Here is a 22814-nt window from a genome sequence, read left to right as displayed (position 1 = left end):
CGGATGGTCTCCGCCGGAGTCAGTCGCCGATGGTGTCGTCGACGTCGGCCAGGTCGGCGGTCAGCTTGGTCAGGGCGTCGGCGTAGTCGGCGTAGGTGTGCAGCCAGAAGGCGGGCCACTCGATGACCTGGCCGGCCTTGGCCGCGCGGATCGACGTCCAGGTCGGCTGGCCCTCGGCCGTCTTCTTGGCGTCGATGAAGGTGCGGCTGTCGATCAGCAGGACGTCGGGCTGGTACTTGTCGGCGTTCTCCCAGCTCAGGTTCTCCCAGTAGGGGAAGTCCGGGTCCGGGGAGTCGGGCGCGACCACCTGCAGGCCCCACTCGGTGAAGTCCAGCAGCTCCGGGGCGTACTCCGGATTGGCGGCGTAGAGCAGGTCGTCGGCGGGGGAGACCGCCAGGGCGGTCAGGTCCTTCTCCTTCATCTCGGCGATGAAGCCGTCGCGAGCCTTCTCGAAGGCCGCCTTGTCCTTGGCGCCCTGGGAGTTCTCGACGTCGGCGCCGAGGCTCTCCGCGAGATCCTCGTAGCCCTCGGCCAGGTTGAGGATCGAGCCACCCTGGGACGGGCCGACGACCGGGGCCAGCTCGGTGAGCTTCTTGCTCTTCGCCTTCGTGCCGTTCTCCAGCCCCGAGTGGGCCTTCTCCGCCGGCCACCAGTCGGCGACGATCAGGTCCGGGCTCAGCGTGGACGCCTTGGCGACGTCGATCGAGCCCCACTCCTCACCGAGCACCTCGATGTCCGTCAGGTCGACGCCGTCCAGGTTCGGGTCGGTGTCGACCGGCTCGTCGGCGTAGATGCCGACCGGGCGGATGCCGTAGGAGATCAGCGCGGCGGCCGCCGGAGCGTGCGCGATGATCCGGGTCGGTGCCTCGTCGAGCTTCACGACCTCACCCGAGCCGTCGGTGAAGCTCCACGGGCCGTCGGGAACCGAGGACGCACCCGACGCCGGTTTCGCACCGTCGTCGTCGGCGATGTCGGAGGAGCAGGCGGACAGCGCCAGGGCCAGGGCGGCGGCCGTGGCGACGGCGAGGTGGGGTCTCATGAGGCGAGGCTAACCTAATTTTGCCTCGGGCGGGACGGTGATCGTTGACTAGGAAAGTGCCCGGCGAGCGGTGTCGAGGAACGTACGGAACGACTCTCGGTCCTCGGGCCCGAGCTCGGCCAGCATCTGCTCCTCGAGCTCTTCGACGCGAGGGTCGTAGGCGTCGAGGAAGGCGCGACCCTCGGTGGTGAGGCTGATCAGCATGCGGCGCCGGTTGTCGGGGTCGATGCTGCGCTCGATGAGGCCGCGGCGCTCGAGGGCGCCGATGAGGTCGGCGGCCGACTGGGCGCGTACGAACGAGGCGCGGGCCAGGTCGGCGGCGCTCATCGTGGGGCGGCGCTCGAGCACCGAGAGGGCGGTGTACTGCAGGGCGGTGACCCCTGATTCCTTCAGGACGGCGTCGAGGCGGGCTCGGGTGGCGAGCTCGAGCTGCTTGACGACGTAGAGCAGCAGGGGTGCGTCGGTCATGCGGTCATTCAAGCATCGCTTCGCTTGCGAGAGGCGCCTACTTCTGCGATTATCAGGATTCCTGTCAATCATGAGGAGTTCATCATGCTCGGAACCCCCCTTCCCGATGCCCTGCGGGCAGAGCGCGTCGACGACATCGCGGTGCTGACCCTCGCCCGCCCCGCGAAGCGGAACGCGCTCAGCGACGAGGCGGTGCTCGGGATCGAGCGGTTCTTCGATGGTCTGGAGCCGGACGTACGCGCCGTCGTCATCGACGCGGACGGCGACCACTTCTGCGCCGGGCTCGACCTGTCCGAGATGACCGAGCGCGACACCCTCGCAGGGGTCAGCCACTCGCGGATGTGGCACCGGGTCTTCGAGAAGATCGAGTTCGGGCCGGTCCCGGTCGTGGCGGCGCTGAAGGGCGCCGTGGTCGGGGGCGGGCTGGAGCTCGCCGCCGCCGCGCACATCCGGGTCGCGGAGGAGTCCACCTTCTATGCCCTGCCCGAGGGGCAGCGCGGGCTCTTCGTCGGCGGCGGTGCCTCGGTGCGCGTACCGCGGCTCATCGGGGTCTCCCGGATGGCCGACATGATGCTGACCGGCCGTCGCTATGACGCGCAGGAGGGCCTGGGGCTGGGCCTGAGCCAGTACGCGGTGGCCGACGGCACCGGCCGCAAGACCGCCCTCGAGCTGGCCGGCCGGATCGCCCGGAACGCTCCGCAGACCAACTTCGCCGTCGTGCAGGCGCTGCCGCGTATCGCCGAGGCCAACCCTCGCGACGGCTACCTGATGGAGTCGCTGATGGCCGCGATCGCGCAGGGGACCAACGACGCCAAGGGGCGGATGCAGGACTTCCTCGACGGCAATGCCAAGAAGGTGACGGACCAGTGAGTGCGACCCAGCAGCAGATCCAGCAGGGCGACATCGTCTGGACGCCGCCGACGGACGTGCTCTCCACCTCCCGCGTCGGTGAGCTCCTGGCCTGGCTCGCCCGTGAGCGCGACCTGACGATGACCACCCACGAGGAGCTGTGGCGCTGGTCGGTGACCGACCTCGACGGCTTCTGGTCGGCGGTGTGGGAGTTCTTCGGGGTCCGGAGCCACGCTGCGTACGAGGCCGTGCTGGCTTCTCGGGAGATGCCCGGGGCGCGCTGGTTCCCAGGGGCGCTGCTCAACTACGCCGAGCACGCGCTCGGCACCGACGAGGATCTCGACCGGGTCGCGGTGCTCGGCCGTTCGCAGACCCGTGACGACGTCGAGCTGACTTTCGGCGACCTGCGCGACCAGGTGGCCCGGGCGCGAGCGGCGCTCGAGAAGCTGGGCGTACGCCGCGGCGACCGCGTCGCCGGCTACCTGCCCAACATCCCCGAGGCCCTGGTCGCCTACCTCGCCACCGTCAGCCTGGGCGCGACCTGGGCGAGCTGCGCCAGCGAGTTCGGGCCGCGCAGCGTGATCGACCGCTTCGCCCAGATCGAGCCGGTCGTGCTCCTGGTCGCCGGTGGCTACCGCTACGGCGCCAAGGACATCGACCGGGGCTCCCAGGTGGCTGAGATCCGCGCCGAACTGCCGTCGGTGCGCCATGTGGTCGATGTCGAGTACGGCCCGCACCGTGTCGGGGACGCGCTCTCCTGGACCTCCCTGCTCAGCGCGGAGGAGGCGGCTGAGCTCGCCTTCGAGCCGGTGCCCTTCGACCACCCGCTGGTGGTGCTCTTCTCCTCCGGCACGACCGGCCGGCCGAAGGCGATCGTCCACGGCCACGGCGGGATCCTGCTCGAGCACCTCAAGAACCACGCGCTCTCGTGGGACATGGGGGCCGAGGACCGGATGCTCTGGTTCTCGACCACCGCCTGGATGATGTGGAACGCGCTGGTCTCCTCGCTCCTGGTCCGCTCCTCGATCGTCATGGTCGACGGCAATCCGATGCACCCCGACCTGACCTGGCAGTGGCGGCTCGCCGCCTCGACCGGGGCGACGGTGATGGGTGCCAGTCCGGGGTTCGTGATGGCCTGCCGCAAGGATGGCGTCGAGCTCAAGGACCTCGGTGACCTGCGGGTTCGCGTCCTCGGCTCGGCCGGAGCGCCGCTCCCGCCGGAGGGCTACGCGTGGCTTCGGGACCAGCTCCCGGGGGCGCAGATCAATGTCGGCAGCGGTGGCACCGACGTCTGCTCCGGCATCGTGCAGAACAACCCGCTGCTCCCGGTCTACGCCGGTGAGATCTCCGGCCGTTGCCTCGGCGTCGACGCTCACGCCTACGACGAGTCCGGCCGCCCTGTCATCGGCGAGCTCGGCGAGCTCGTCATCACCTCGCCGATGCCCTCTATGCCGGTCGGCTTCTGGGGTGACGACGACGGGTCGCGCTACCGGAGCGCGTACTTCGACCACTATCTCGGCGTGTGGCGCCACGGCGACTGGATCCTCTTCCACGACAACGGCAGCTGCCACGTCGCCGGCCGCTCCGACGCGACCCTCAACCGTGGCGGCGTACGCCTCGGCACCGCCGAGTTCTACCGAGTCGCCGAGGAGGTGGACGGTGTCGCCGACTCGCTCGTCGTGCACCTCGAGGACCCCGACGGAGGCAACGGCGAGCTGCTGCTCTTCGTGGTCACCGACGAGGGCGTACGCCTGGACGACCCGCTCCGGGCCCGGCTGGTCCGCGCACTGCGGTCGGCGCTATCTCCGCGACACATTCCCGACCAGGTGATCGAGGTGCCCGCGGTGCCGCGCAACCTCACCGGCAAGAAGCTCGAGCTGCCGGCCAAACGCATCCTGCAGGGCGTACGTCCTGAGGACGTGGCCAGCCGGGACGCGCTCGCCGACCCGGCGTCCCTGGACCCGTTCGTCGCGCTGGCGACCTCGGGCGCGCTGAGCAGGAGGACCGCATGAGGAGCGGTGAGAACGTTCGTACGCTCGGGGTCGTCGGCACCGGCGCGATCGGGGTCAGCTGGGTGCTGCTCGGGCTCGAGCACGGGCTCGACGTGATCGCCTGGGACCCGGCCGAGGGTGCCGAGGAGAGGCTGCGTGCGCAGATCCCTGCCCCGTCGGTCGAGCCGCGAGCGCCAGCGAGCGTGTCGAGACCAACACGGTCCGCTGGCGCGCTGCGGTTCGCGGACAGCCTCGAGGAGGTCGGCGCGGTCGCCGATCTGGTGCTGGAGAGCGGACCCGAGCGGCTGGAGGTCAAGCGCGAGATCTTCGCCGCGCTCGACGCGGCCGCCGCGGGTGACGTACTGCTGACCAGCAGCTCCTCGGGCCTGATGCCGAGCACCTTCCAGGACGCCTGCACGCACCACCCGGAGCGGGTGCTCGTGGCGCACCCGTTCAACCCGCCGCACCTGGTGCCGCTGGTCGAGGTCGTGGGCGGATCGACGACGTCGGCGGAGGCCGTCGAGGCAGCCCTGGAGACCCTGCGCCACCTGGGCAAACGTCCCATCCACATCCGCCGCGAGGTGCCCGGGCACGTGGCCAACCGGCTCCAGGCGGCGCTGTGGCGGGAGGCGTACCACCTCGTCGACCAGGGCATCGTCTCGGTCGCCGACATCGACACCGCGATCGCCGACGGGCCCGGGCTGCGCTGGTCCCTGCTCGGTCCCTTCGCGACCCAGCACCTCTCCGGCGGCCCGGGCGGGCTCGGTCACGTGCTCGAGCATCTCGGCCCGCCGATGGTCGAATGGTGGGACGACCTCGGTCACCCGAAGCTCACCGCAGGGCTGGTCGAGAAGCTGGTCGACGGGGTCGACGAGGAGCTCGACGGCACCTCTGCCGAGGATCTCGTCGCGCGTCGTGACCAGGCGCTGCGGCGACTGCTGGAGATCAAGACCGACCTCGGGCTCGGTTGAGCCCACGAGACGAACGAGGATCGACATGTTGGACAGCGGCATCGGATCGTGGCCCGCCCGCCGGGCCCGGATGACCCCTGGCGCCCGGGCGTTCGTGCAGGACGACGCGGTGGTGACGTACGCCGACGTCGACCGCCTCGTCGAGGCGGTCGCCCACGGGCTGCGCGCCCGCGGCGTCGCGGCCGGCGACCGGGTCGCCTTCCTCGGCCTGAACTCCATCGAGCTCGCGGTCACGCTCTTCGCCACCGCCCGGCTGGGGGCGGTCTTCCTGCCGCTCAACACCCGGCTGGCGCCGCCCGAGCTGGCCTGGATCCTCACCGACGCCGAGCCGGCGCTGCTGATCCACGCCGACGACTTCGACGAGGCGGTCACCTCCGAGGCCGTCGCGGCTCTCGGGCTGCCGAGCCATCGGTTCACCGCGGCCGGCGGTCGCGGCCTCGACGGCCTCGCTGCCCCGGCCGGCGAGCGGATCGACGTCGAGGTAGGGCTGGACGACGTCTTCATGATCCAGTACACCTCCGGCACCAGCGGCCGTCCCAAGGGCGTGATGTTGACGCACGGAAACATCGCCTGGAACGCCTTCAACCTGCTCGTCGACGTCGACGTACGCTCCGACGAGATCGCCCTGGTCACCGCCCCGCTGTTCCACACCGCCGCGCTCAATCAGGTGCTGCTCCCGACTTTCCTCAAGGGCGGTACGTCCCTCATCGCGGCCCGCTTCGACCCGGCCGCCGCGATCGCCACCATCGAGCGGGAGCGGGTCACCCTGCTCTTCGGCGTCACCTCGATGTACCAGGCCCTCGCCCAGGAGCCGACCTGGGCGACCGCCGACCTCGACAGCCTCCGCTCGGCTTTGAGCGGCGGAGCCCCGATCCCACGCACGCTCCTCGACACCTGGCAGAGCCGCGGGCTGCACATCATCCAGGGCTACGGCCTGACCGAGGCCTCTCCGGGGACGACCATGCTGCGCGCCGGCGACGGCCTCGACAAGCTCGGCTCGGCCGGCACCCCCTGCTTCTTCACCGACGTACGTGTCGTCGCGCCCGGCAACGAGGAGGCGGCTCCCGGCCAGGCCGGTGAGGTGCACGTCAGTGGTCCCAACGTGACTCCCGGCTACTGGCACAACGGAGCGGCGACGGAGGCTGCCTTCGACGGGCCCTGGCTGCGTACGGGTGATGTCGCGATGCTCGATGACGACGGCTTCCTCTATGTGGTCGACCGGGTGAAGGACATGTACATCAGTGGCGGCGAGAACGTCTATCCGGCCGAGGTCGAGCAGGCGCTCTACACCCATCCCGGCGTCGCCGAGGCCGCCGTCATCGGCGTCCCCGACGAGCGCTGGGGCGAGGTCGGCCGCGCCGTCGTCGTACGCCGCCCCGACTCCGCCCTCACCGAGTCCGACCTGCTCGAACACCTCGACGGACGGCTCGCCCGCTACAAGATCCCCAAGGCCGTCGTCTTCGTCGACGAGATCCCGCACAACGCCTCCGGGAAGCTGCTGAAGTCCCGGGTCCGCGAGCTGTACGGCACCCCGGAAGGAACCACCCGATGACCCGCTACCAGCCCCGCATCGACACCGCCTCGATCCGAGCCCTCGACATGCACACCCACGTCGAGGCCGACCATCACGGTCACTTCTCGCTCGACCAGGAGCTGATGGACGCCTCGGCGGCCTACTTCCGCGGCGACCACCCGCGCACCCCGACCGTCGACGACCTCGCCGCCTACTACCGCGAGCGCGACATGGCCGCGGTGATCTTCACCGTCGACGCCTCGACCGGCCTCGACCACCCGCCGCTGTCGAGCGAGGAGATCGCCGAGCGCGCGACCGAGCACGCCGACGTGCTGATCCCGTTCGGCTCCGTCGACCCCCGCAAGGGCGAGGCCGCCGTGAAGCAGGCCCGCCGCCTGGTCGAGGACTACGGCGTACGCGGCTTCAAGTTCCATCCCGGCCTGCAGGCCTTCTCGCCCGCCGACCCCGAGCTCCGCCCGCTGTGGGCGACGCTGGAGGAGCTCGGCGTGGTCGCGCTCTTCCACACCGGCCAGACCGGGATCGGTGCCGGCCTCCCAGGTGGGCGCGGGATCAGGCTGCGCTACTCCGACCCGCTGCTCATCGACGACGTCGCCGCCGACTTTCCGGACCTGCAGATCGTGATGGCACACCCAGCCGTCCCCTGGGTCGACGTTCAGATCTCGATCGCGACCCACAAGGCCAACGTCCACATCGACCTCTCCGGCTGGTCGCCGAAGTACTTCCCGCCGCAGCTGGTCAAGCAGCTCAACGGCCCGCTCCGCCGCAAGGTGCTCTTCGGCTCCGACTTCCCGGTGATCACCCCCGACCGCTGGTTCAGCGACCTCGAGAAGCTCGAGATCAAGGACGAGGTCCGGCCGCTGCTGCTGAAGGAGAACGCGATCCGCCTTCTCGGGCTGGCCTGACCAGCGTTTTGACCATCGCACCTATTGACGGGGTGACGGGCACCACCCAGTATTGACAGGAATCCTGATAAACAGGAATCCTGAACGGAGCCCGCAATGACCCTCATCCCCGACGGCAGATGCCCGGCCGGCCCACGGACACACATTGGCCGGATCCTCGCCAGCACGCCCACCGGCCGTCCCAGACCCGTCCACGACCCGCGGCCGACGGTCGGGACGCACGTCCGCAAGGGGCTCTGACATGCCCGCCACGTACGAGGACCAGCAGCTCTTCATCGGCGGCCGGCCGACCGACTCGCTGAGCGGCCGCCGGATGGACGTCACCGATCCCAGCACGGGCAAGGTGCTGACGAGCGTGCCGGCGGGCGACGCCGCCGACGTCGCCGCCGCCGTGACGGCCGCCCGGGAGGCCTTCGACACCGGGCCGTGGCCACGGATGAGCGGCCGCGACCGCGCCCGCATCCTGCACCGTGTCGCGGACCTGATCCGCGAGCGGGCCGACGAGCTGGTCGAGCTCGAGAGCCGAGACGTCGGCAAGCCCGTGACCCTGGCCCGACACGTCGACGTCGAGACCGCCGCCCAGCAGTACGAGTACTGCTCCGCGCTGGCGCAGACCCTCGACGGGTCGGTGCGGGACACGCCCATCGCTGCCCTCGCCTACACCCGCCGCGAGCCCCTGGGCGTGGTCGGGGCGATCACCCCGTTCAACTTCCCGCTGGTCCTGTCCAGCAGCAAGATCGCGGCCGCCCTGGCCGCCGGCAACACCGTCGTGCACAAGCCGGCCGACGACACCCCGCTCAGTGCGCTGTTCATGGCCCGGCTCCTTGCCGATGCCGGGGTGCCCGACGGCGTACTCAACGTCGTGACCGGAACCGGCCCGGAGGCCGGCGACGCACTGCTGCGTCACCCCGGGGTCGACAAGATCGCGTTCACCGGGTCGACGGCCGTGGGCCGCCGAGCCGCGAGTGTCGCGGGCGAGCACCTGAAGCCCGTCACCATGGAGCTCGGCGGCAACGGCGCGCACCTGGTCTTCGCCGACGCCGACATCGAGATCGCCGTGGGCGCCGTCATCAAGGCCTTCGTCTTCAACACCGGCCAGTTCTGCATGGCCGGACCGCGACTGCTCGTCGCCGCGGAGGTCCACGACACGGTGGTGGACATCCTCCGGCACGCGGTCCCGGGCGTACCCCTCGGCGATCCGCGAGACCCGGCGACGATCATCGGTCCGATGGCCGGCGACCAGCACCGAAAGAAGGTCGAGGAGTACGTCGCCCTCGCCCGCCAAGAGGGCGGCGAGATCGTCACCGGCGGGGAGCGTCCGGAGCTCGGGGGTGACCTCGCCGACGGCTTCTACTACGCACCGACGGTGATCACCGGGCTGCCCGCGGACTCACGCGTCGTCAACGAGGAGGTCTTCGGACCCGTCCTCACGGTCCAGTCGTTCGCGGACGAGGACGAGGCCGTGGCGCTCGCCAACTCCACGGCGTACGGGCTGGCGGCCGGGCTGCACACGAGCGACCTCACCCGTGCGCACCGGGTCGCGGGCAGGCTCGAGGCCGGCATCGTCTGGGTCAACGACTGGGCGATGCTCGACCCCGCGGTGCCGTTCGGTGGTGTGAAGCAGTCCGGCTTCGGCCGCGAGTACGGCCCGGAGGCACTCGAGGCGTACACGAAGGTCCGATCCGTCGTCATCTCCCTTCCGCCCACGACCCCGGCCGGGGAGCAGTCATGAGCACCACGACCCAGGCAGCGGTGGTCGAGTCCGCCGGTGCCCCGTTCACCATCGGGGACGTCGAGCTCGACGCGCTCCGTCCCGACGAGATCCTGGTACGGATGGTCGCCGCCGGGCTCTGCCACACCGACCTCGGGGTGGCGAGCGGCGGACTGCCGTTCCCGCTCCCGGGCGTTCTCGGGCACGAGGGCGCCGGTGTGGTCGAGGAGGTCGGATCCGGAGTACGCAGCCTCGTACCCGGCGACCAGGTGCTGCTGTCGTTCAGCTCCTGCGGGACCTGCGCCCAGTGCCGTGACGGCCATCCGGCCTACTGCGACGTCTGGCTTCCCGCCAACCTCATCGGCGGCGCCCGCATGGACGGGACCTCGCCGGTGGGGAGGAAGGGGGAGCCGATCGGGGGCCACTTCTTCGGCCAGTCCTCCTTCTCCCGCCTCGCGGTCGTCGACGAGCGAAGCGCCGTACGCGTCGAACCGGACGCCGACCTGTCCCTGCTCGCGCCGCTCGGCTGTGGCGTGCAGACCGGGGTCGGTGCGGTCTGGAACGTGCTCGCGCCGCGCCCAGGGTCCTCGGTGGTGGTCCTCGGCGCGGGTGCCGTCGGCCTGTCGGCGGTGATGGCCGCACGCCTCACCCCGGCCACCCGGATCATCGCGGTGGACCGGGTGGCCGAGCGGCTCGAGCTGGCGCGCGAGCTGGGGGCGACCGACGTCATCGACGCCGGTCAGGTCGACGACCTGGCCTCGGCGCTGACGGACCTGACCGGCGGCGGCGCGGACGGCGTCGTGGAGACGACCGGCAACACCGGCGTACTCCGCCAGGGTGTCGACGCCCTGCGCGCCCGGGGCACCGCGGTCATCGTCGGAGCGCCGCCCTTCGGCACCGAGGTCGGGATCGATGTGAACGCGATGCTGCCCGGCAAGCGGGTGACGGGTCTGACCCTCGGCGACGCCGAGACCCGCACCCTCATCCCGGCGCTCGCGCGGCTGGTCGCCGACGGGCGGTTGCCGCTCGACCGGTTGGTCCGGCGCTACCCCTTCGAGGACATCCAGACGGCCGTCGCCGACATGGTCTCGGGCGCCACGGTGAAACCCGTGCTCACCTTCTAAGGGCGTCACCGTCCGGTCATGACCAGTCGGGGGAGTACGGCCGGTTGAACGCGTCCGGCCGGAACGGGATGAACCGGGCCGGTCCGAGGTCGAGGGACTCCGCGATCCGGTTCATCCGGGCCGGAGTCTCCCGGCCGTGCCACTCGCCGGTGTCGAGCCGGTGCAGCAGCAGGTTGGCTGCCGCGACGCGCTCGGCGTCGGAGAAGCCGCAGTGCTTCGGCGCCTCGACGTAGGTCTGACGCAGGAGATCCGAGTTGCCCGCCCGGGTTACCTCGTTCTGATACTCGCTCTGCTGGGCGACCGTCGAGATCTGGTCGCCGATGTTGCTCATCGTCACCACCGGCACGCTGATCCGCCCGTCGAACTCGGTCCCGAGAGCGAAGCGCTTCACCGCGGCGGGATCAGCGCTGATCCTGTCGGCGTCGTCGACCCTCGAGACGTCGGCCTCGAGCGACAGCCCTGCCTCCCGGTAGAGCCTGGAGACCACCCGGCGCGTCTCCGGCGAGGCGTTGGCGAGCTGCGCGGCGTAGTCGACACCGGTGTTCCACGACGGGTTGCCGCCGACCAGGGCCTCGAAGGACCGCCGGCTGCTCATCGCCTGGCCGATGTAGGGAAGCGAGTCGGCGGCGAGGGCGCCGTACCAGCCCCGTTGGTACGCATCGGTGTGCCGAGGCTCCGGCCGAGGCTCCGACTCGGACCACGCGGGCAGCTGGCCGATCGTGGCGGCCAGCGCGATCCGGGCGCGCCCGGCGGGTGTCTGCTGAGCCTCGGCGAGACGCTTCTGCCAGGCCGCGATCGAACCCTTGACGTCCTCGGGGATGCCGACGACAGGCAGCGTTCCGGCGGGATCGAGCAGCGTCGAGAGGACGAAGACCGTGTCGAGCTTCTGGTTCCACTGCGAGACGGTGCCGGACAGCCCGCCGCACATCGAGACGACGCCGTCGATCGCGTCCGGGTAGTGCTGGGCGACGCCCGCTGCGACGAAGCCACCCATCGAGCTGCCCATCGTGATCCGCCGGTCCGCCTCGCCGGCGGCGTCCTCGAACCGGTCCAGCGCCTCCACCTGGTTGGCGAGGGCTCCAGGGATGTTCCATCCCGTCACAGTGCGGGTCGTGCCGCCGTACGCCGCACCCTGCTCGACCAGCTGCTCAGCCGTCGGGGAGACGGTGGCCGAGCCGGCGAAGTCGAGATCTACGAAGACGGTGCCGTTCCAGTCGTCCGGGATCAGGAAGCGGTAGGGCGTCGAGTCGGCGAGGTGTCCGCTGATCACGGTGGTCTCCTTCGCCGCCACCGCGGGGGTGCTGACGGCCAGCAGTGCCGGTGCCGCTACTACGGCAGCGGCCGCCGCGGCGATCGTGGTTCTCGGTCTTGCGTTGAGGTGCATCACAACTCACTTTCATGGTCGGGTCTTGCGTCGAGGCGGTTCTCGCCACGTCGAAGGGTGTGGAGGGCGACGACGAACGCGCAGGTCAGAGCCACGGCAGCGCCCGTCATCAGTGACGCCCGCCCCGACGTGCGGTCGATGACCCAGCCGCTGATCAGGCCACCGAACGGGGCCATCCCGACGTTGCCCAGCATCATCAGCGCCATCACGCGGCCGACCGCCCGTGCCGGAGCCGCTGCCTGAGCGACCGCGTTGATGACGGCCGTGTAGAAGCCGAAGCCGAGACCGAGCACCGGGGCGAGCACGAGGAAGACTGCGAGCGTGCCGGGCAGTGCGCTGGTGAACATCGTGGCTCCGAGCAGCGCGCAGCCCGCTGCGAGCGTTCCCGTCGACACCCTGGGCAATGCGGTCGCGACCAGGCCGCCGGCCACGGCGCCGACGGCATTGAGGGCGTGGTTGAGGCCGACGCTCGTTGCCGATCCGCCGAAGGTCAGCGCCACCACGGAGGTGAGGACGATGTTGAGGTTGAGCGCCAGGAGGGCGATGACAGCGTTGACGACCAGAAGGAGCCGCAGCGCCGGGTCCTGAAGGAGCCCACCGAGCCGACCGGGACCCAGGTCGAGGTGCCGCACCAGGCGCTGCTTGCGGGGATGTACGAAGAGCAGCAGCACGAACACGAGCAGGAAGGAGATGGCGTTCGCCAGCAGGCACACCACCGGACCGGCCGCCTGGAACAGCAGCCCGGCCAGGCCGGGGCCGATCGAGCGGCCGGCAGCTACCGCGATCGTGCTCAGTGACACCGCCCGGCCGAGCCGGTCCAGGCTCACCAGCGACCGGATGATCGCCTGGGCGGCGACCCGTTCGAACGCGTTCACCGCCCCGAGGCACGCGACCAGGCCATACACCGCGAGCAGGCTCGGGGTGTCTGCCGAGACCACGATGGCCAGCAGCGACACCACCACGGCCGACAGTGCCGCGCCGATCAGCAGGACGGCTCGCGAGCTGACCCGGTCCACGATCCGGCCCGCGTGGATGCTGAGCAGCAGGATCGGCAGGAACTGCGCGAAGGTCACACCGCCGAGGGCCTGGGCGCTGCCAGTCGCGTCGAGCACCACCAGCGACAGGGCGAGATTCTGAAACCAGGTGCCGATGTTCGTGATCACCTGCCCGACGAAGTACCGGAGGAAGCCGGGTTGGGCGAGCGGAGACAGGATCCCGTCGTACGTCATGAGGTCAGTCCCCGGCCGGCACCCGCTCGCGCAGGAAGTCGGCAATCCGCTCGGGGATACGAGCCGCACCGCTCGAGCGTGAGTCGGCGTTGTTGGCGCGGATCTCCAGGACGGGGATGCCTTCGGACTCGAGGGCCTCGGAGATGAACCGGCCGCCCGGTGTGTCGTCGGCGACCAGATGGACGACGCCGTCGACGCCATGGGCCTGAGCCTCCTTGACGTACCACTCTGCCGACCACGGCGGTACGTAGAGCAGGTCCGTCAGCCCGACGAACCGGGCCGCGAGCGCCCGGAGCGGATCGGGGCCGTAGCGGACGTAGCCGTCCGCCGCGATCGCCAGATACATCGACCACACGAACACCGCACCGAAGTCCTCGTGGAACCGCTGGTAGAGGTCGAGGTCGGACCAGAGGCCACGACCGATCCACATCAGCCGGCGCCGCTCGCCGGGACAGACGGCGACGCCGTCGTCGATGCGCTGAGCCACCTCGTCGTGCAGCCGGCGAGCCGCATCGACCGCCCACTGTGTGCCGCGGTGCCACTGCGGGACCATCACCGCCGGCATCGTGTCGTTGACCAGGACCGGCGCCGGGCGGGCCGCGGCGAGGAGGTCGCGGGTGCGCCGGTTCCACTCGGCCTGCTCGTTGGCCAACCGCATGATCTCCGCGAAGCGGTCCTCGTCGAAGGCGCGTCCGGTGCGTTCCTCCAGCCACCCGATCAGGTCGTCTATCTCGTCCTCGAGAAGATCGAGGCGGTCGGTGCCGAACGCCGTCTCCCACTCGTACGGCACCAGCTCCCACCATCGCGGAGGCACCGGGTCGGCCGCAGTACGCGAGAGGAGGTACGTCTCGGTCCCGGGCCGGCGGCCCCACTGCTCGAATATCTTGTGGGTCACATCGCCATGGCTGTCCGCGATCGCGAACGCCGGGTTCGGCAGGCCGCCCCAGGGCTGCTGGTCGAGCGGCAGAGCCTGGGCACCGAGCGGCATGGCGTCGTACTGCTGGCTGTGGTCGGGCAGCCCCGTCTCGGCCAGCATGCGCATGCTCGCCGGTCCGAGTCGCTTGGCGGAGATGATCGAGGCCCACCACTGGTTGACCACGTACGGCACGTCGAACGCGCGCAGCACCTCGTGCGGCGCATCGGCGTTGACGAGCGCGATCGGGTCGCCGTCGCGTGCACGTCGCGCCATGTCGGCGAACCACTGCTTCTGGTGCTGCGTCGCGGCGCGTGCAGCCTCGAGCCGGCTCATGAGATGACTCCTGCTGTGGATGCGAGCTCGGCCTGGATCTCTGCCACGCACTCCTGTGCCGCGGCCACGGGGTCCTCGGCGGACCGGATGCGGGTGCGAGCCACGAGCGGGACTCCGCGGCGGCGAAGCTCCGACCGCTGATGAGGCAGGTCCCAGGCCGGGGCGTCGTCGTGCTCACGCACCAACGCCAACGCCGCTCTCGCGTGGGTCTGCTCAGCGCACATCGCGGTGTACGCCGCTCGTGCTGCGGCCAGGCCACCGGTGGCCGTGGCGGGGCGGGCGAGGTGTGCGGCCGCCAACCCGTCGATCACCTCACCGACGGTGGGTGCCTCCACGGCGACGCCGAGCCAGGCCAGATCGCCGGCGTCATGGTCCTCGCCGACCACGACGACGTCTCCGGCTCGCTCCAGGGCGTCGTACACACCGGGGTCGGGGTGGTTGCTCCCGGTCACGTAGACGGGCGTCGCCCCCGGTGCGGTCGGAGCCTGGGCCTCGGTCACCGCGGCGACCGCGTTCTCGGGCGGCGTCGCAGCGGCGGCACGGTAGGTCCGGAGGGCCGCCGCACCCGTACAGCCGCCGGTCCGACGACGCTCACGCATCGCCTCGAGCGCACGCCCCAGCGCCAGCTCCCGTTCGGCCGCGTCGTGGAGGGATCTGGCATCGGCGCGGTGGCCCGTGACCTGCTCGCAGAACTCGAGCAGACGGGAGTACTGCCTCCCCACGAATCGCCGGGCTGTCGGGCTGCTCAGGCGCGGAGCATCGACGAGGTGGACCGGGAACGGCAGGCGCCCGCGCTGGGCGAGGATGCGCAGGACGTAGAAGATGCGGAGGTTGGCCTGCGAGTCATGGCAGACCAGCAGTCCGGCGAGATCGTCGTGCCGACCGGACAACAGGCCGTCCAGGATCCGACCCGTGGCGGCGTCGACGGTGCCGAGCAGCTCGCCGGACTCAGCGGAGACGGGCTCGTGCCAGGACCCGAGCAGGCGCTGTGGGACGGCGCCCGTGGCGAGCACGAGCTGGCGCGGGACGTCACCGCCGACGATGCCGATCCGTGGCGCAGCGCCGGTCACAGGACGCCGGCTTCCCGGAGCTTCTCGACGCGGTCGGCGTCGTAGCCGAGCAGGTCGCCGAGCACGCTCTCGGTGTGCTCGCCCAGGCCCGGAGCCGGAGCGGTGATGTCGACCTGGCTGCGGGAGAAGACCATCGGGATTCCGCTGCCGTAGAGGCCGTCATGGTGTCCGAACTTCGGGTGGACCAGCGGCGTGACCTCGCCGCGCCCCGTCACGAGCTCGTCGCGGACCGCCTGAGCCGTGTCGCGCACCGGAGCGACCGGAACTGAGCTGGCCTCGAGCGCGGCGAGAGCCGACTCCAGGGTTCGTCCGGCCGCCCAGTCGCCGATCATGCGATGCAGGGTGTCGGCGTTGGCGACGCGGGCGTCGCGGGTGCCGAAAAGGTCAGAGTCGACCAGGTCGCCCTGACCGATCGCGGCCAGGACGCCGCTCGCGAAGGCATCGGTCGGGGCACAGATGGCGAACCAGCCGTCCTGCGCCCGGAAGGTGCCGAAGGGCGCGAGCCTGGGCACCAGCGAACCCGTACGCAGCGGGAAGCCGACCGACTCCAGGGCATCGAACGGTTCGCAGGCGACCAGCGAGGTGAGGCTGCCCAGCATCGAGACGTCGACGTGCTGTCCTTCGCCCGTCCGCTCGGCGTGGAGGACAGCGGCAAGGGTGCCGATGACCGCGAACAGCGGGGCGACCAGATCGCCGATCGGCAGCCCGAACCGCACCGGCGGGTCACCGGGCTCGCCCGCGGTCATCATCACGCCGCTGAGCGCCTGGATGATCGTGTCCATCGCCTTGCCGTCGCCTGCCACCCCCTGGGCGCCGAAGCCGCTGATCGAGGTGTAGACGACGCGGTCGTTGACCGCCTTGACGGCTGAATAGTCGATGCCGAGCCGTTCGGTGACACCCGCGCTGTAGTTCTCGACGACGATGTCGGCGTTTCGGACGAGATCGAAGAAGACCTGCCTGCTCTCCGGCTGCTTCAGGTTGAGCGTGATGCTCTCCTTGCCGCGGCCGCGCGACAGCATCGACACCGACATGTCGTCCGGCGAGGATCGGCGCAGCCGCAACCCCTCGGCGGTCAGATACGGCGAGTTGTTGCGGGAGGAGTCGCCTCCCCGCGTTGGGTTCTCCACCTTGATCACCCGCGCGCCGAGACCGGCGAGCAGCAGTGTCGCGTAGGGGCCGGCGAGCGCTGTCGTCAGATCGATGACGGTCTTTCCGGCCAAAGGTCCCGAACTCATGTCACACCTCGGCTTCTCAGGGTTCCTGGCATTCAATATCAAGCAAGTTGATATCACGGAGATTCGCAAGTCCACAAGGCTCAGGCCTCTGAGAGTCCTTCCTGCTGCGCAGAAGCGTCTTGCGACAAATTTCCACGAGGGTATTGACAGGATCCCTGACTGATGCTGATATCAAGTCACATGAGAAGTGCCGTACGTCACACGACCTTCGGCACGACTGGATCACGACCGAACTGGAGTGCACCATGCAGGTAAGGACGACTGCCTCACTTGTCTCGATCGCCCTCGCCGGAGTCCTTCTCGCGGCCTGCGCCGACAGCGCCGCCGAGGAGCCGGGCGCGGCGTCGGGGAAGGTGAACACCGACGCCCCGCTCTACGACGCGCTTCCCAAGAACGTCAAGGACGCCGGGGAGCTGGTCGTCGTGGGCGATGCGCACCCGCCCTATCGCACCGTCGAGAAGGACGGCGAGATCACCGGCATCGACCCCGACCTGTGGAAGGTGCTGGGCGAGCAACTCGGCGTACCCGTGCGGATGGAGGTCGCCCAGTCGATGCCCAGCATCCTGACCGGGATGCAGTCCGGTCGGTGGCTGGCCTGGAACGGGCCGGTGCAGGCGAACCCGGAACGCGAGCGCGCCTTCGACGCCATCACCTGGCTGCAGACCCGGACGACGTACGTCTTCCCGAAGGAGAACGCCGATGCGCTCACCGGCGACGACGGGCCGTGCGGCCAGACCATCGCGATCGTGGGTGGCAGTATCACCGAGAGCGAGGTCGACAAGCTCAACACCTGGTGCACGGAGCGGGGTGAGCCGGCCAACGAGCGTGCCGACTACGCCGACACCAACGCCACGCTCCTCGCGGTGAAGAGCGGCCGAGCCGACTTCGCCGGGATGACCGAGACCGCCGCGCTCGACGTAACCGCCGCGGACGAGACGTACGACTACGTCACCCAGACGGACGAGCAGGGTTCGGGCGTGAGTCTGCTTGCCCTGCTGACCCCTAAGGACAGTGGTCTGGGGGAGACGATGCACGAGGCGTTCCAGAACATCTTCGACAACGGTGACTACCAGCAGGTGCTGGAGAAGTGGGGCCTGGAGCCGGTCGCCGTCGAGGAGCCGCTGATCAACCCGACCACGAAGCGTGAGCCCTCATGACGGTGGCTGACACGCTCCTTGCGCGGCCGGACTCGGCGCTGCCCGACGCGGCGACCGCTCGGCCGAGGTTCAGGCCGGGGCGGCTCGCGTCCGTGGTGACCCTCGCTGTTGCCGCCGTACTGGTCCTGATCTGGGCGGCGACCAACCCTCGGTTCGAGTGGGCCGTCGTCGCTGACCTCATGTTCGACCCGTCGGTGATGTCCGGCCTGGTGATGACCCTCTTCCTCACGGTCGTCTGCATGGCACTCGGCACCGCGATCGGCACCGCGGCGGCCGCCGGTCAGCTGAGCGACTTCGGCCCGATCCGATGGACCTGCCAGCTCTATGTCGGTCTGCTGCGAGGCGTACCGCCGCTCGTGCAGCTGATCTTCTGGTTCAACCTCGCCTACCTCGTGCCGCGGCTCTCGGTCGGGTTCGCGTCCTGGTCCGTCAACGACCTCATCACGCCGCTGACCGCCGCAATCATCGGACTCAGCCTGCACGAGAGCGCCTACATGGCGGAGATCATCCGGGCGGGGATCATGTCGGTCGACAGCGGGCAGCGCGACGCGGCCAGAGCCATGGGCTACTCGGGGCGTCAGACGTTCTGGAAGGTCGTCTTCCCGCAGGCCCTGCGGGTGATCGTGCCGCCGTCGGGAAGCCAGTTCATCGCGCTGCTCAAGGGCACCTCCCTGGTCAGCGTGATCACCCTGACCGACCTCCTCTACTCCGTGCAGATCATCTACGGCCGGACCTACCAGGTCGTGCCGCTGCTTCTCGTGGCCGTGATCGGGTACCTCCTGGTCGTGACGGTGCTGACCCTCGTTCAGCGCCGCATCGAGAGGCGGCTCGGCCGCGGCTATGACCGGTCGACATCCGCCAGAGCCCGTTCCCTGGAAGGGGATCCCGCATGACACAGGCATCAACGGAACCCGTCATCCGGGTCCAGAACCTACGCAAGCGCTACGGCGACAAGGTGGCGCTCGACGGTGTCGAGCTCGAGGTGAACGAGCAGGAGGTCGTTGCCGTCCTGGGGCCGTCCGGCTCGGGCAAGTCGACCCTGGTGCGATGCATCCACCAGCTCGAGACCATCGACGGCGGTGCCATGTTCCTCGACGGGGAACTGCTCGGCTACGAGGCTCATCGCGGGGGCTACCGCACGCTGAGCGAGAGCCGGGTGTGCGTGCAGCGCCGGCGGATGGGCATGGTCTTTCAGCAGTTCAACCTGTTCCCGCACTGGACCGTGCTCAAGAACATCACCGAGCCCGCGGTCTCCGTCCACGGCCAGACCCGACGGCAGGCGGAGGAGCGCGCTCGCCATCTCCTCGATCGGGTCGGCCTGTCCGACAAGGCCGACGCGCACCCGCGTCACCTGTCCGGTGGTCAGCAGCAGCGGGTGGCCATTGCGCGAGCGGTCGCCACCCGGCCACGCGTCGTGCTGTTCGACGAGCCGACCAGCGCGCTCGACCCGGAACTGGTCGGGGAGGTGCTCCAGGTCATGAAGGACCTCGCCGAGACCGGGATGACGATGGTCGTCGTCACCCACGAGATGGAGTTCGCCCGGGATGTGGCCGACCGCTGCGTCTTCATGGCCGACGGCAAGGTCGTCGAAGAGGGTCCCTCGGACCGGTTCTTCTCCGATCCCCGCACCGAGCGGCTCCGCGCGTTCCTGTCCCGCTACTCCGGCGAGCGTCGCTCTCCGGTGGACCTCGAGAAGGTGTCGTCATGACCGTACGCATCGCCGCAGTCGGCGACATCGTGCTCCAGCAACCCGAGACGGAGAAGCTCTTCGAGCCCAGCTCGACGATCCTGCGCGCGGCCGACGTCGCAATCGGTCAGATCGAGGTGCCGCACACGACCTCGACCGAGACGACCGGCATCACCGTCCCGTCGCCGCCGGCCGAGCCGGAGGCGCTCCGCGCGATGGCAGAGGCCGGCTTCTCCGTCGGCACGACCGCGGGCAACCATGCGTTCGACCTCGGTACGAAGGGGGTCATCGACACGATCGAGTCGGCCGCTGCCTACGGGATCGCGACGACGGGCACCGGCGCGAACGTCGGCGCCGCGGTCACCCCGGTGGTGACATCTGTCCGGGGTCGCACCGTGGGCGTGCTCAGCTACAACTGCGTGGGTCCGCGGGAGTCGTGGGCGACGAGCCTCAAGGCCGGTGCGGCGTACGTCAAGGTGATCACCCACTACGAGCTCGACGACGCCAACCCGGGCAATCCGCCGACCGTCTACACGTTCTGCGACAAGACCTCCCTGCGCGCGATGACCGACCAGGTCGCCGCGCTGGCCGAGCGGGTCGACGTCGTGGTGGTGGCCCTCCACAAGGGGATCGGGCACACCCCGGCGGTGATCGCCGACTACGAGTTCGAGGTCGCCAGGGCGGCCGTCGACGCCGGCGCGGACATGGTGGTCGGCCACCACGCGCACATCATGCGTGGGATCGAGGTCTACCGCGGCGCCCCGATCTTCCACGGGCTCGGCAACTTCGTCACGGTCACCGACGCGTTGACCCCGGATGCCGACAACGACTCCGAGGAGTTGCGCGCGTGGGCGAAGCGACGGCGGGAGCTGTACGGCTTCGAGCCCGACCCCACCATGCCGGCGTACCCGTTCCATCCGGAGAGCCGCAACACGGCGATCGCGGTGATCGATGTCGACGAGGACAATCGCGTACGTCCCTCCTTCATCCCGTGCTGGATCGATGAGCATGCGCGGCCGACGCCACTGGGGCAGGGTGAGGGCGACTCCGTGGTCGCCTACATCGAGGGCATCTCCCGGACAGCGGGGCTGACGACGAGCTTCCGTTGGGCCGATGGTGGGAAGGCGGTGGTCGTGTCCTGATCGCCGCTGCCCGGAACAGCCTCATGGGAGACTCTGATCCCGCCCTCGCCCTGATGTGAAAGTGGTTCACCCGATGTCTGAAGAGCCAGCGGCCACGCCGCGCCCCGCGGCGCCCGTCGGACCCGAGCGGCTTCCCACGGCGGCGTTCTCGCGGATCGAGTACGTCTCCCAGCGGCTCGCGCGCGCACTCCAGCGGGCGACCGAGCTGATTGCGGCGAGGCAGTCGATCTCGGTCTCGGAATACCGCATGCTCCTGATCCTGAGCGACCACGTGCCGAGGTCGAACGCCGATCTCGCGCGGCTGATGTTCGTCTCCTCCCAGGCCGCCCATCTGGTGCTGTCCGACCTGGTCTCGCGCGGGCTCGTCGAGCGGACCCCCCACCCCGACAACCGGCGGATCAGGCTCGCGCGCCTCACCGACGACGGGCTCGCCAAGCTCAACGCCTGCCTGGCCGAGATGATCGCCGTCGAGGACCGCATCTATGCGGGGATGCCGGCTGCCGAGCGGGGTCTGCTGCTCTCCTCGCTCCACCATGCGGCCGAGGTGTTGGCCGGTGGCTACTTCGGAGACGAGGACACCGAGCGGGAAGCGGTTCGGCTGCGCGCCGGGCAGCGCGCGGGGAGCGCTGAGGGCGCCTAGATCCGGGGATCCGCATCGGGTCTGACTTCGCAGTGGGTTGACGGGCGTGATGCGCGTCACTCACAATTGCCAGGAATCCTGATAAACAGGAATCCTGAATGGAGCCCCCAATGACCCTCACCTCCGGCGGCAGCACGACCGGTCCACGTACGCAGATGGGCCGGATCGTGGCCAGCAGCTTCACGGGCAGCTTGATCGAGTACTACGACTTCCTGCTCTACTCCACCGCCTCGGCCGTGGTCTTCAACCAGGTCTTCTTCTCCAACCTCGACCCGGTGACCGGCACGATCGCGTCCTTCGGCACCTTCGCCGCCGGTTACCTGGCGCGCCCGCTCGGCGGCGTGATCTTCGGCCACTTCGGTGACCGGCTCGGCCGGAAGAAGATGCTGGTCCTGACCATGCTGATCATGGGTGTGGTCAGCTTCTTGATCGGCTGCCTGCCGACGTACGGCCAGATCGGTGCGGCCGCGCCGGTTCTCCTTGTCCTGCTCCGGGTCATCCAGGGCGTCGCGATCGGCGGCGAGTGGGGCGGCGCGGTGCTGATCACGGCCGAGCATGCCACGTCTCGGCGCGGGCTGTGGGCCTCGTTCACCAACGCCGGCGCCCCGGCCGGCATGGTCCTCTCGACCGCGGTGATGGCGGTGATGGCCTCGGTCACCACGCCCGAGCAGTTCACCGCGTGGGGCTGGCGGGTGCCGTTCCTGCTGAGCATCGTCCTGCTGGCGGTCGGCCTATGGATCCGCCTCAGCGTGACCGAGTCGCCCGCCTTCGAGGCGATGAAGGAGAGGAAGGCAGAGGCGCGTACGCCGCTGCTCGACGTCCTTCGCAACCACCCGCGAACGCTCCTGCTGGCCGTCGGTGTCGGGCTCGGTGCCTTCGTCGTGCAGGGGACGCTGACCACCTTCCTGATCAGCTACGCCCTCGGGGCCGGCTTCGAGCGCCCGACGGTGCTCAACGCGCTGACGGTCTCCTCGGCCGGCGCGGTCATCGGCATCCTCGGGTGGTCCGCGCTCACCGACCGGGTCGGCCGCCGGCCGGTGGTCCTCACCGCCGCCGTCGCGACCGCGGTCTTCGCGTACCTGCTCTTCCCGATGCTCGACAGCGGCAGTGTCGCGCTACTGGTGCTCGCGGTCGTCCTGGGTCAGTCGGTCATCCATGCCGCCTTCTACGGCCCGCTCGCCGCGCTGATGAGCGAGGTCTTCAAGACCTCGTCGCGCTACACGGGTGCCTCGCTCGGCTACCAGCTCGCCGGCATGGGCGCGGGCCTCTCGCCGCTCCTCTTCGCCTCGCTGCAGAAGGCCGGCGCCAGCACCGTCATGCTCTCCACGGTCATCGCGGCGTTCTGCCTGCTGAGCGTGTTCTCGCTGGTCCGGCTCGGCGAGACCAGCGACCGAGAGCTCGTCGACGCCTGAGACCCCATGCAGCAGAGCCC

The 22814-nt window shown here is 70.0% G+C and carries 20 protein-coding genes; 13 read left to right on the top strand and 7 right to left on the bottom strand.

The genetic code is table 11. The annotated features are described in order from the left end of the window. Positions 1-19 precede the first annotated feature (19 nt). Positions 20-1039, bottom strand: a complete 1020-nt coding sequence (locus tag AB0F44_RS08140; RefSeq protein ID WP_357354344.1) for an ABC transporter substrate-binding protein — start codon at positions 1037-1039, stop codon at positions 20-22. A 48-nt stretch (positions 1040-1087) separates the two neighbouring features. Continuing rightward, on the bottom strand, positions 1088-1507 hold the full coding sequence (locus AB0F44_RS08135; RefSeq protein ID WP_350660113.1) for a MarR family transcriptional regulator: 420 nt from the start codon (positions 1505-1507) through the stop codon (positions 1088-1090). 84 nt (positions 1508-1591) lie between these two features. On the opposite strand from AB0F44_RS08135, the gene AB0F44_RS08130 reads away from it, so the two are divergent. The 7 genes from AB0F44_RS08130 (at position 1592) to AB0F44_RS08100 (ending at position 10589) form a co-directional block, all read left to right on the top strand. After that, positions 1592-2377, top strand: coding sequence for a crotonase/enoyl-CoA hydratase family protein (locus AB0F44_RS08130; protein WP_357354342.1), 786 nt, complete (start codon positions 1592-1594; stop codon positions 2375-2377). Further along, positions 2374-4368, top strand: coding sequence for an acetoacetate--CoA ligase (locus tag AB0F44_RS08125; protein WP_357354340.1), 1995 nt, complete (start codon positions 2374-2376; stop codon positions 4366-4368). The genes AB0F44_RS08130 and AB0F44_RS08125 overlap by 4 nt, the downstream gene beginning before the upstream one ends. Continuing rightward, positions 4365-5318 carry a 3-hydroxyacyl-CoA dehydrogenase NAD-binding domain-containing protein gene (locus AB0F44_RS08120; RefSeq protein WP_357354338.1) on the top strand — a complete coding sequence of 318 codons (954 nt, stop codon included), beginning with the start codon at positions 4365-4367 and terminating at the stop codon, positions 5316-5318. Before AB0F44_RS08125 ends, AB0F44_RS08120 begins: the two co-directional genes overlap by 4 nt. Before the next feature lie 25 nt (positions 5319-5343). Then, positions 5344-6870: a long-chain fatty acid--CoA ligase gene (locus tag AB0F44_RS08115; RefSeq protein WP_357354336.1), complete on the top strand. Its 1527-nt coding sequence runs from the start codon at positions 5344-5346 to the stop codon at positions 6868-6870. Beyond that, positions 6867-7754 (top strand): 4-hydroxyphenyl-beta-ketoacyl-CoA hydrolase, encoded by an 888-nt coding sequence (couO, locus tag AB0F44_RS08110; protein ID WP_357354334.1) that lies wholly within the window; start codon positions 6867-6869, stop codon positions 7752-7754. The genes AB0F44_RS08115 and couO overlap by 4 nt, the downstream gene beginning before the upstream one ends. A 241-nt stretch (positions 7755-7995) precedes the next feature. Beyond that, positions 7996-9486 carry an aldehyde dehydrogenase family protein gene (locus AB0F44_RS08105; protein WP_357354332.1) on the top strand — a complete coding sequence of 497 codons (1491 nt, stop codon included), beginning with the start codon at positions 7996-7998 and terminating at the stop codon, positions 9484-9486. Then, positions 9483-10589, top strand: coding sequence for an NAD(P)-dependent alcohol dehydrogenase (locus tag AB0F44_RS08100; protein WP_357354330.1), 1107 nt, complete (start codon positions 9483-9485; stop codon positions 10587-10589). Before AB0F44_RS08105 ends, AB0F44_RS08100 begins: the two co-directional genes overlap by 4 nt. 16 nt (positions 10590-10605) lie before the next feature. Here AB0F44_RS08100 and AB0F44_RS08095 read toward each other — a convergent pair whose 3' ends face one another. From AB0F44_RS08095 to AB0F44_RS08075, 5 genes are read right to left on the bottom strand one after another with little or no spacing between them, the layout of a single operon-like run. Further along, positions 10606-11973, bottom strand: coding sequence for an alpha/beta fold hydrolase (locus AB0F44_RS08095; protein WP_357354328.1), 1368 nt, complete (start codon positions 11971-11973; stop codon positions 10606-10608). Continuing rightward, entirely contained in the window at positions 11973-13202 is a 1230-nt protein-coding gene (locus AB0F44_RS08090) for an MFS transporter (RefSeq protein ID WP_357354326.1), read from the bottom strand. The genes AB0F44_RS08095 and AB0F44_RS08090 overlap by 1 nt, the downstream gene beginning before the upstream one ends. 4 nt (positions 13203-13206) lie before the next feature. After that, positions 13207-14451 carry a 2-hydroxyacyl-CoA dehydratase family protein gene (locus AB0F44_RS08085; protein WP_357354323.1) on the bottom strand — a complete coding sequence of 415 codons (1245 nt, stop codon included), beginning with the start codon at positions 14449-14451 and terminating at the stop codon, positions 13207-13209. Next, the gene (locus AB0F44_RS08080; RefSeq protein ID WP_357354321.1) at positions 14448-15521 is read right to left on the bottom strand and encodes a 2-hydroxyacyl-CoA dehydratase family protein; all 1074 of its coding nucleotides are present in this window, start codon (positions 15519-15521) and stop codon (positions 14448-14450) included. The genes AB0F44_RS08085 and AB0F44_RS08080 overlap by 4 nt, the downstream gene beginning before the upstream one ends. Continuing rightward, the gene (locus AB0F44_RS08075; protein ID WP_357354319.1) at positions 15518-16756 is read right to left on the bottom strand and encodes a CoA transferase; all 1239 of its coding nucleotides are present in this window, start codon (positions 16754-16756) and stop codon (positions 15518-15520) included. Before AB0F44_RS08075 ends, AB0F44_RS08080 begins: the two co-directional genes overlap by 4 nt. A 245-nt stretch (positions 16757-17001) precedes the next feature. Here AB0F44_RS08075 and AB0F44_RS08070 point away from each other — a divergent pair, with 245 nt between their 5' ends. From AB0F44_RS08070 to AB0F44_RS08045, 6 genes are all read left to right on the top strand, one after another. Beyond that, positions 17002-17913, top strand: coding sequence for a transporter substrate-binding domain-containing protein (locus tag AB0F44_RS08070; protein ID WP_357354317.1), 912 nt, complete (start codon positions 17002-17004; stop codon positions 17911-17913). Next, positions 17910-18806 (top strand): amino acid ABC transporter permease, encoded by an 897-nt coding sequence (locus tag AB0F44_RS08065; protein ID WP_357354315.1) that lies wholly within the window; start codon positions 17910-17912, stop codon positions 18804-18806. Before AB0F44_RS08070 ends, AB0F44_RS08065 begins: the two co-directional genes overlap by 4 nt. Then, positions 18803-19621, top strand: a complete 819-nt coding sequence (locus tag AB0F44_RS08060) for an amino acid ABC transporter ATP-binding protein (protein WP_357354313.1) — start codon at positions 18803-18805, stop codon at positions 19619-19621. The genes AB0F44_RS08065 and AB0F44_RS08060 overlap by 4 nt, the downstream gene beginning before the upstream one ends. Beyond that, positions 19618-20742, top strand: coding sequence for a CapA family protein (locus AB0F44_RS08055; protein WP_357354311.1), 1125 nt, complete (start codon positions 19618-19620; stop codon positions 20740-20742). The genes AB0F44_RS08060 and AB0F44_RS08055 overlap by 4 nt, the downstream gene beginning before the upstream one ends. A gap of 73 nt (positions 20743-20815) precedes the next feature. Beyond that, a complete protein-coding gene (locus AB0F44_RS08050; protein WP_350660093.1) occupies positions 20816-21382 on the top strand; it encodes a MarR family transcriptional regulator in 567 nt (188 codons plus the stop codon). A 110-nt stretch (positions 21383-21492) separates the two neighbouring features. After that, the gene (locus tag AB0F44_RS08045; protein WP_357354309.1) at positions 21493-22794 is read left to right on the top strand and encodes an MFS transporter; all 1302 of its coding nucleotides are present in this window, start codon (positions 21493-21495) and stop codon (positions 22792-22794) included. The last annotated feature ends 20 nt before the right edge of the window (positions 22795-22814 follow it).

Origin of the sequence: Nocardioides sp. NPDC023903 (assembly GCF_040639295.1) — a bacterium.
In the GTDB taxonomy this organism is placed as follows: domain Bacteria; phylum Actinomycetota; class Actinomycetes; order Propionibacteriales; family Nocardioidaceae; genus Nocardioides.
Note: the sequence above shows the minus strand (reverse complement) of the source record. Positions and strands in the feature narration are given on the sequence as shown.

What these genes read in the sequence shown, in the direction of transcription:
- AB0F44_RS08100 (WP_357354330.1), top strand. Translation starts at nt 9,483, where the DNA reads ATGAGCACCACGACCCAGGCAGCGGTGGTCGAGTCCGCCGGTGCCCCG.
- AB0F44_RS08065 (WP_357354315.1), top strand. Translation starts at nt 17,910, where the DNA reads ATGACGGTGGCTGACACGCTCCTTGCGCGGCCGGACTCGGCGCTGCCC.
- AB0F44_RS08120 (WP_357354338.1), top strand. Translation starts at nt 4,365, where the DNA reads ATGAGGAGCGGTGAGAACGTTCGTACGCTCGGGGTCGTCGGCACCGGC.
- couO (WP_357354334.1), top strand. Translation starts at nt 6,867, where the DNA reads ATGACCCGCTACCAGCCCCGCATCGACACCGCCTCGATCCGAGCCCTC.
- AB0F44_RS08070 (WP_357354317.1), top strand. Translation starts at nt 17,002, where the DNA reads ATGCAGGTAAGGACGACTGCCTCACTTGTCTCGATCGCCCTCGCCGGA.
- AB0F44_RS08075 (WP_357354319.1), bottom strand. Translation starts at nt 16,756, where the DNA reads ATGAGTTCGGGACCTTTGGCCGGAAAGACCGTCATCGATCTGACGACA.
- AB0F44_RS08055 (WP_357354311.1), top strand. Translation starts at nt 19,618, where the DNA reads ATGACCGTACGCATCGCCGCAGTCGGCGACATCGTGCTCCAGCAACCC.
- AB0F44_RS08135 (WP_350660113.1), bottom strand. Translation starts at nt 1,507, where the DNA reads ATGACCGACGCACCCCTGCTGCTCTACGTCGTCAAGCAGCTCGAGCTC.
- AB0F44_RS08060 (WP_357354313.1), top strand. Translation starts at nt 18,803, where the DNA reads ATGACACAGGCATCAACGGAACCCGTCATCCGGGTCCAGAACCTACGC.
- AB0F44_RS08090 (WP_357354326.1), bottom strand. Translation starts at nt 13,202, where the DNA reads ATGACGTACGACGGGATCCTGTCTCCGCTCGCCCAACCCGGCTTCCTC.
- AB0F44_RS08105 (WP_357354332.1), top strand. Translation starts at nt 7,996, where the DNA reads ATGCCCGCCACGTACGAGGACCAGCAGCTCTTCATCGGCGGCCGGCCG.
- AB0F44_RS08085 (WP_357354323.1), bottom strand. Translation starts at nt 14,451, where the DNA reads ATGAGCCGGCTCGAGGCTGCACGCGCCGCGACGCAGCACCAGAAGCAG.
- AB0F44_RS08130 (WP_357354342.1), top strand. Translation starts at nt 1,592, where the DNA reads ATGCTCGGAACCCCCCTTCCCGATGCCCTGCGGGCAGAGCGCGTCGAC.
- AB0F44_RS08045 (WP_357354309.1), top strand. Translation starts at nt 21,493, where the DNA reads ATGACCCTCACCTCCGGCGGCAGCACGACCGGTCCACGTACGCAGATG.
- AB0F44_RS08115 (WP_357354336.1), top strand. Translation starts at nt 5,344, where the DNA reads ATGTTGGACAGCGGCATCGGATCGTGGCCCGCCCGCCGGGCCCGGATG.
- AB0F44_RS08140 (WP_357354344.1), bottom strand. Translation starts at nt 1,039, where the DNA reads ATGAGACCCCACCTCGCCGTCGCCACGGCCGCCGCCCTGGCCCTGGCG.
- AB0F44_RS08095 (WP_357354328.1), bottom strand. Translation starts at nt 11,973, where the DNA reads ATGCACCTCAACGCAAGACCGAGAACCACGATCGCCGCGGCGGCCGCT.
- AB0F44_RS08050 (WP_350660093.1), top strand. Translation starts at nt 20,816, where the DNA reads ATGTCTGAAGAGCCAGCGGCCACGCCGCGCCCCGCGGCGCCCGTCGGA.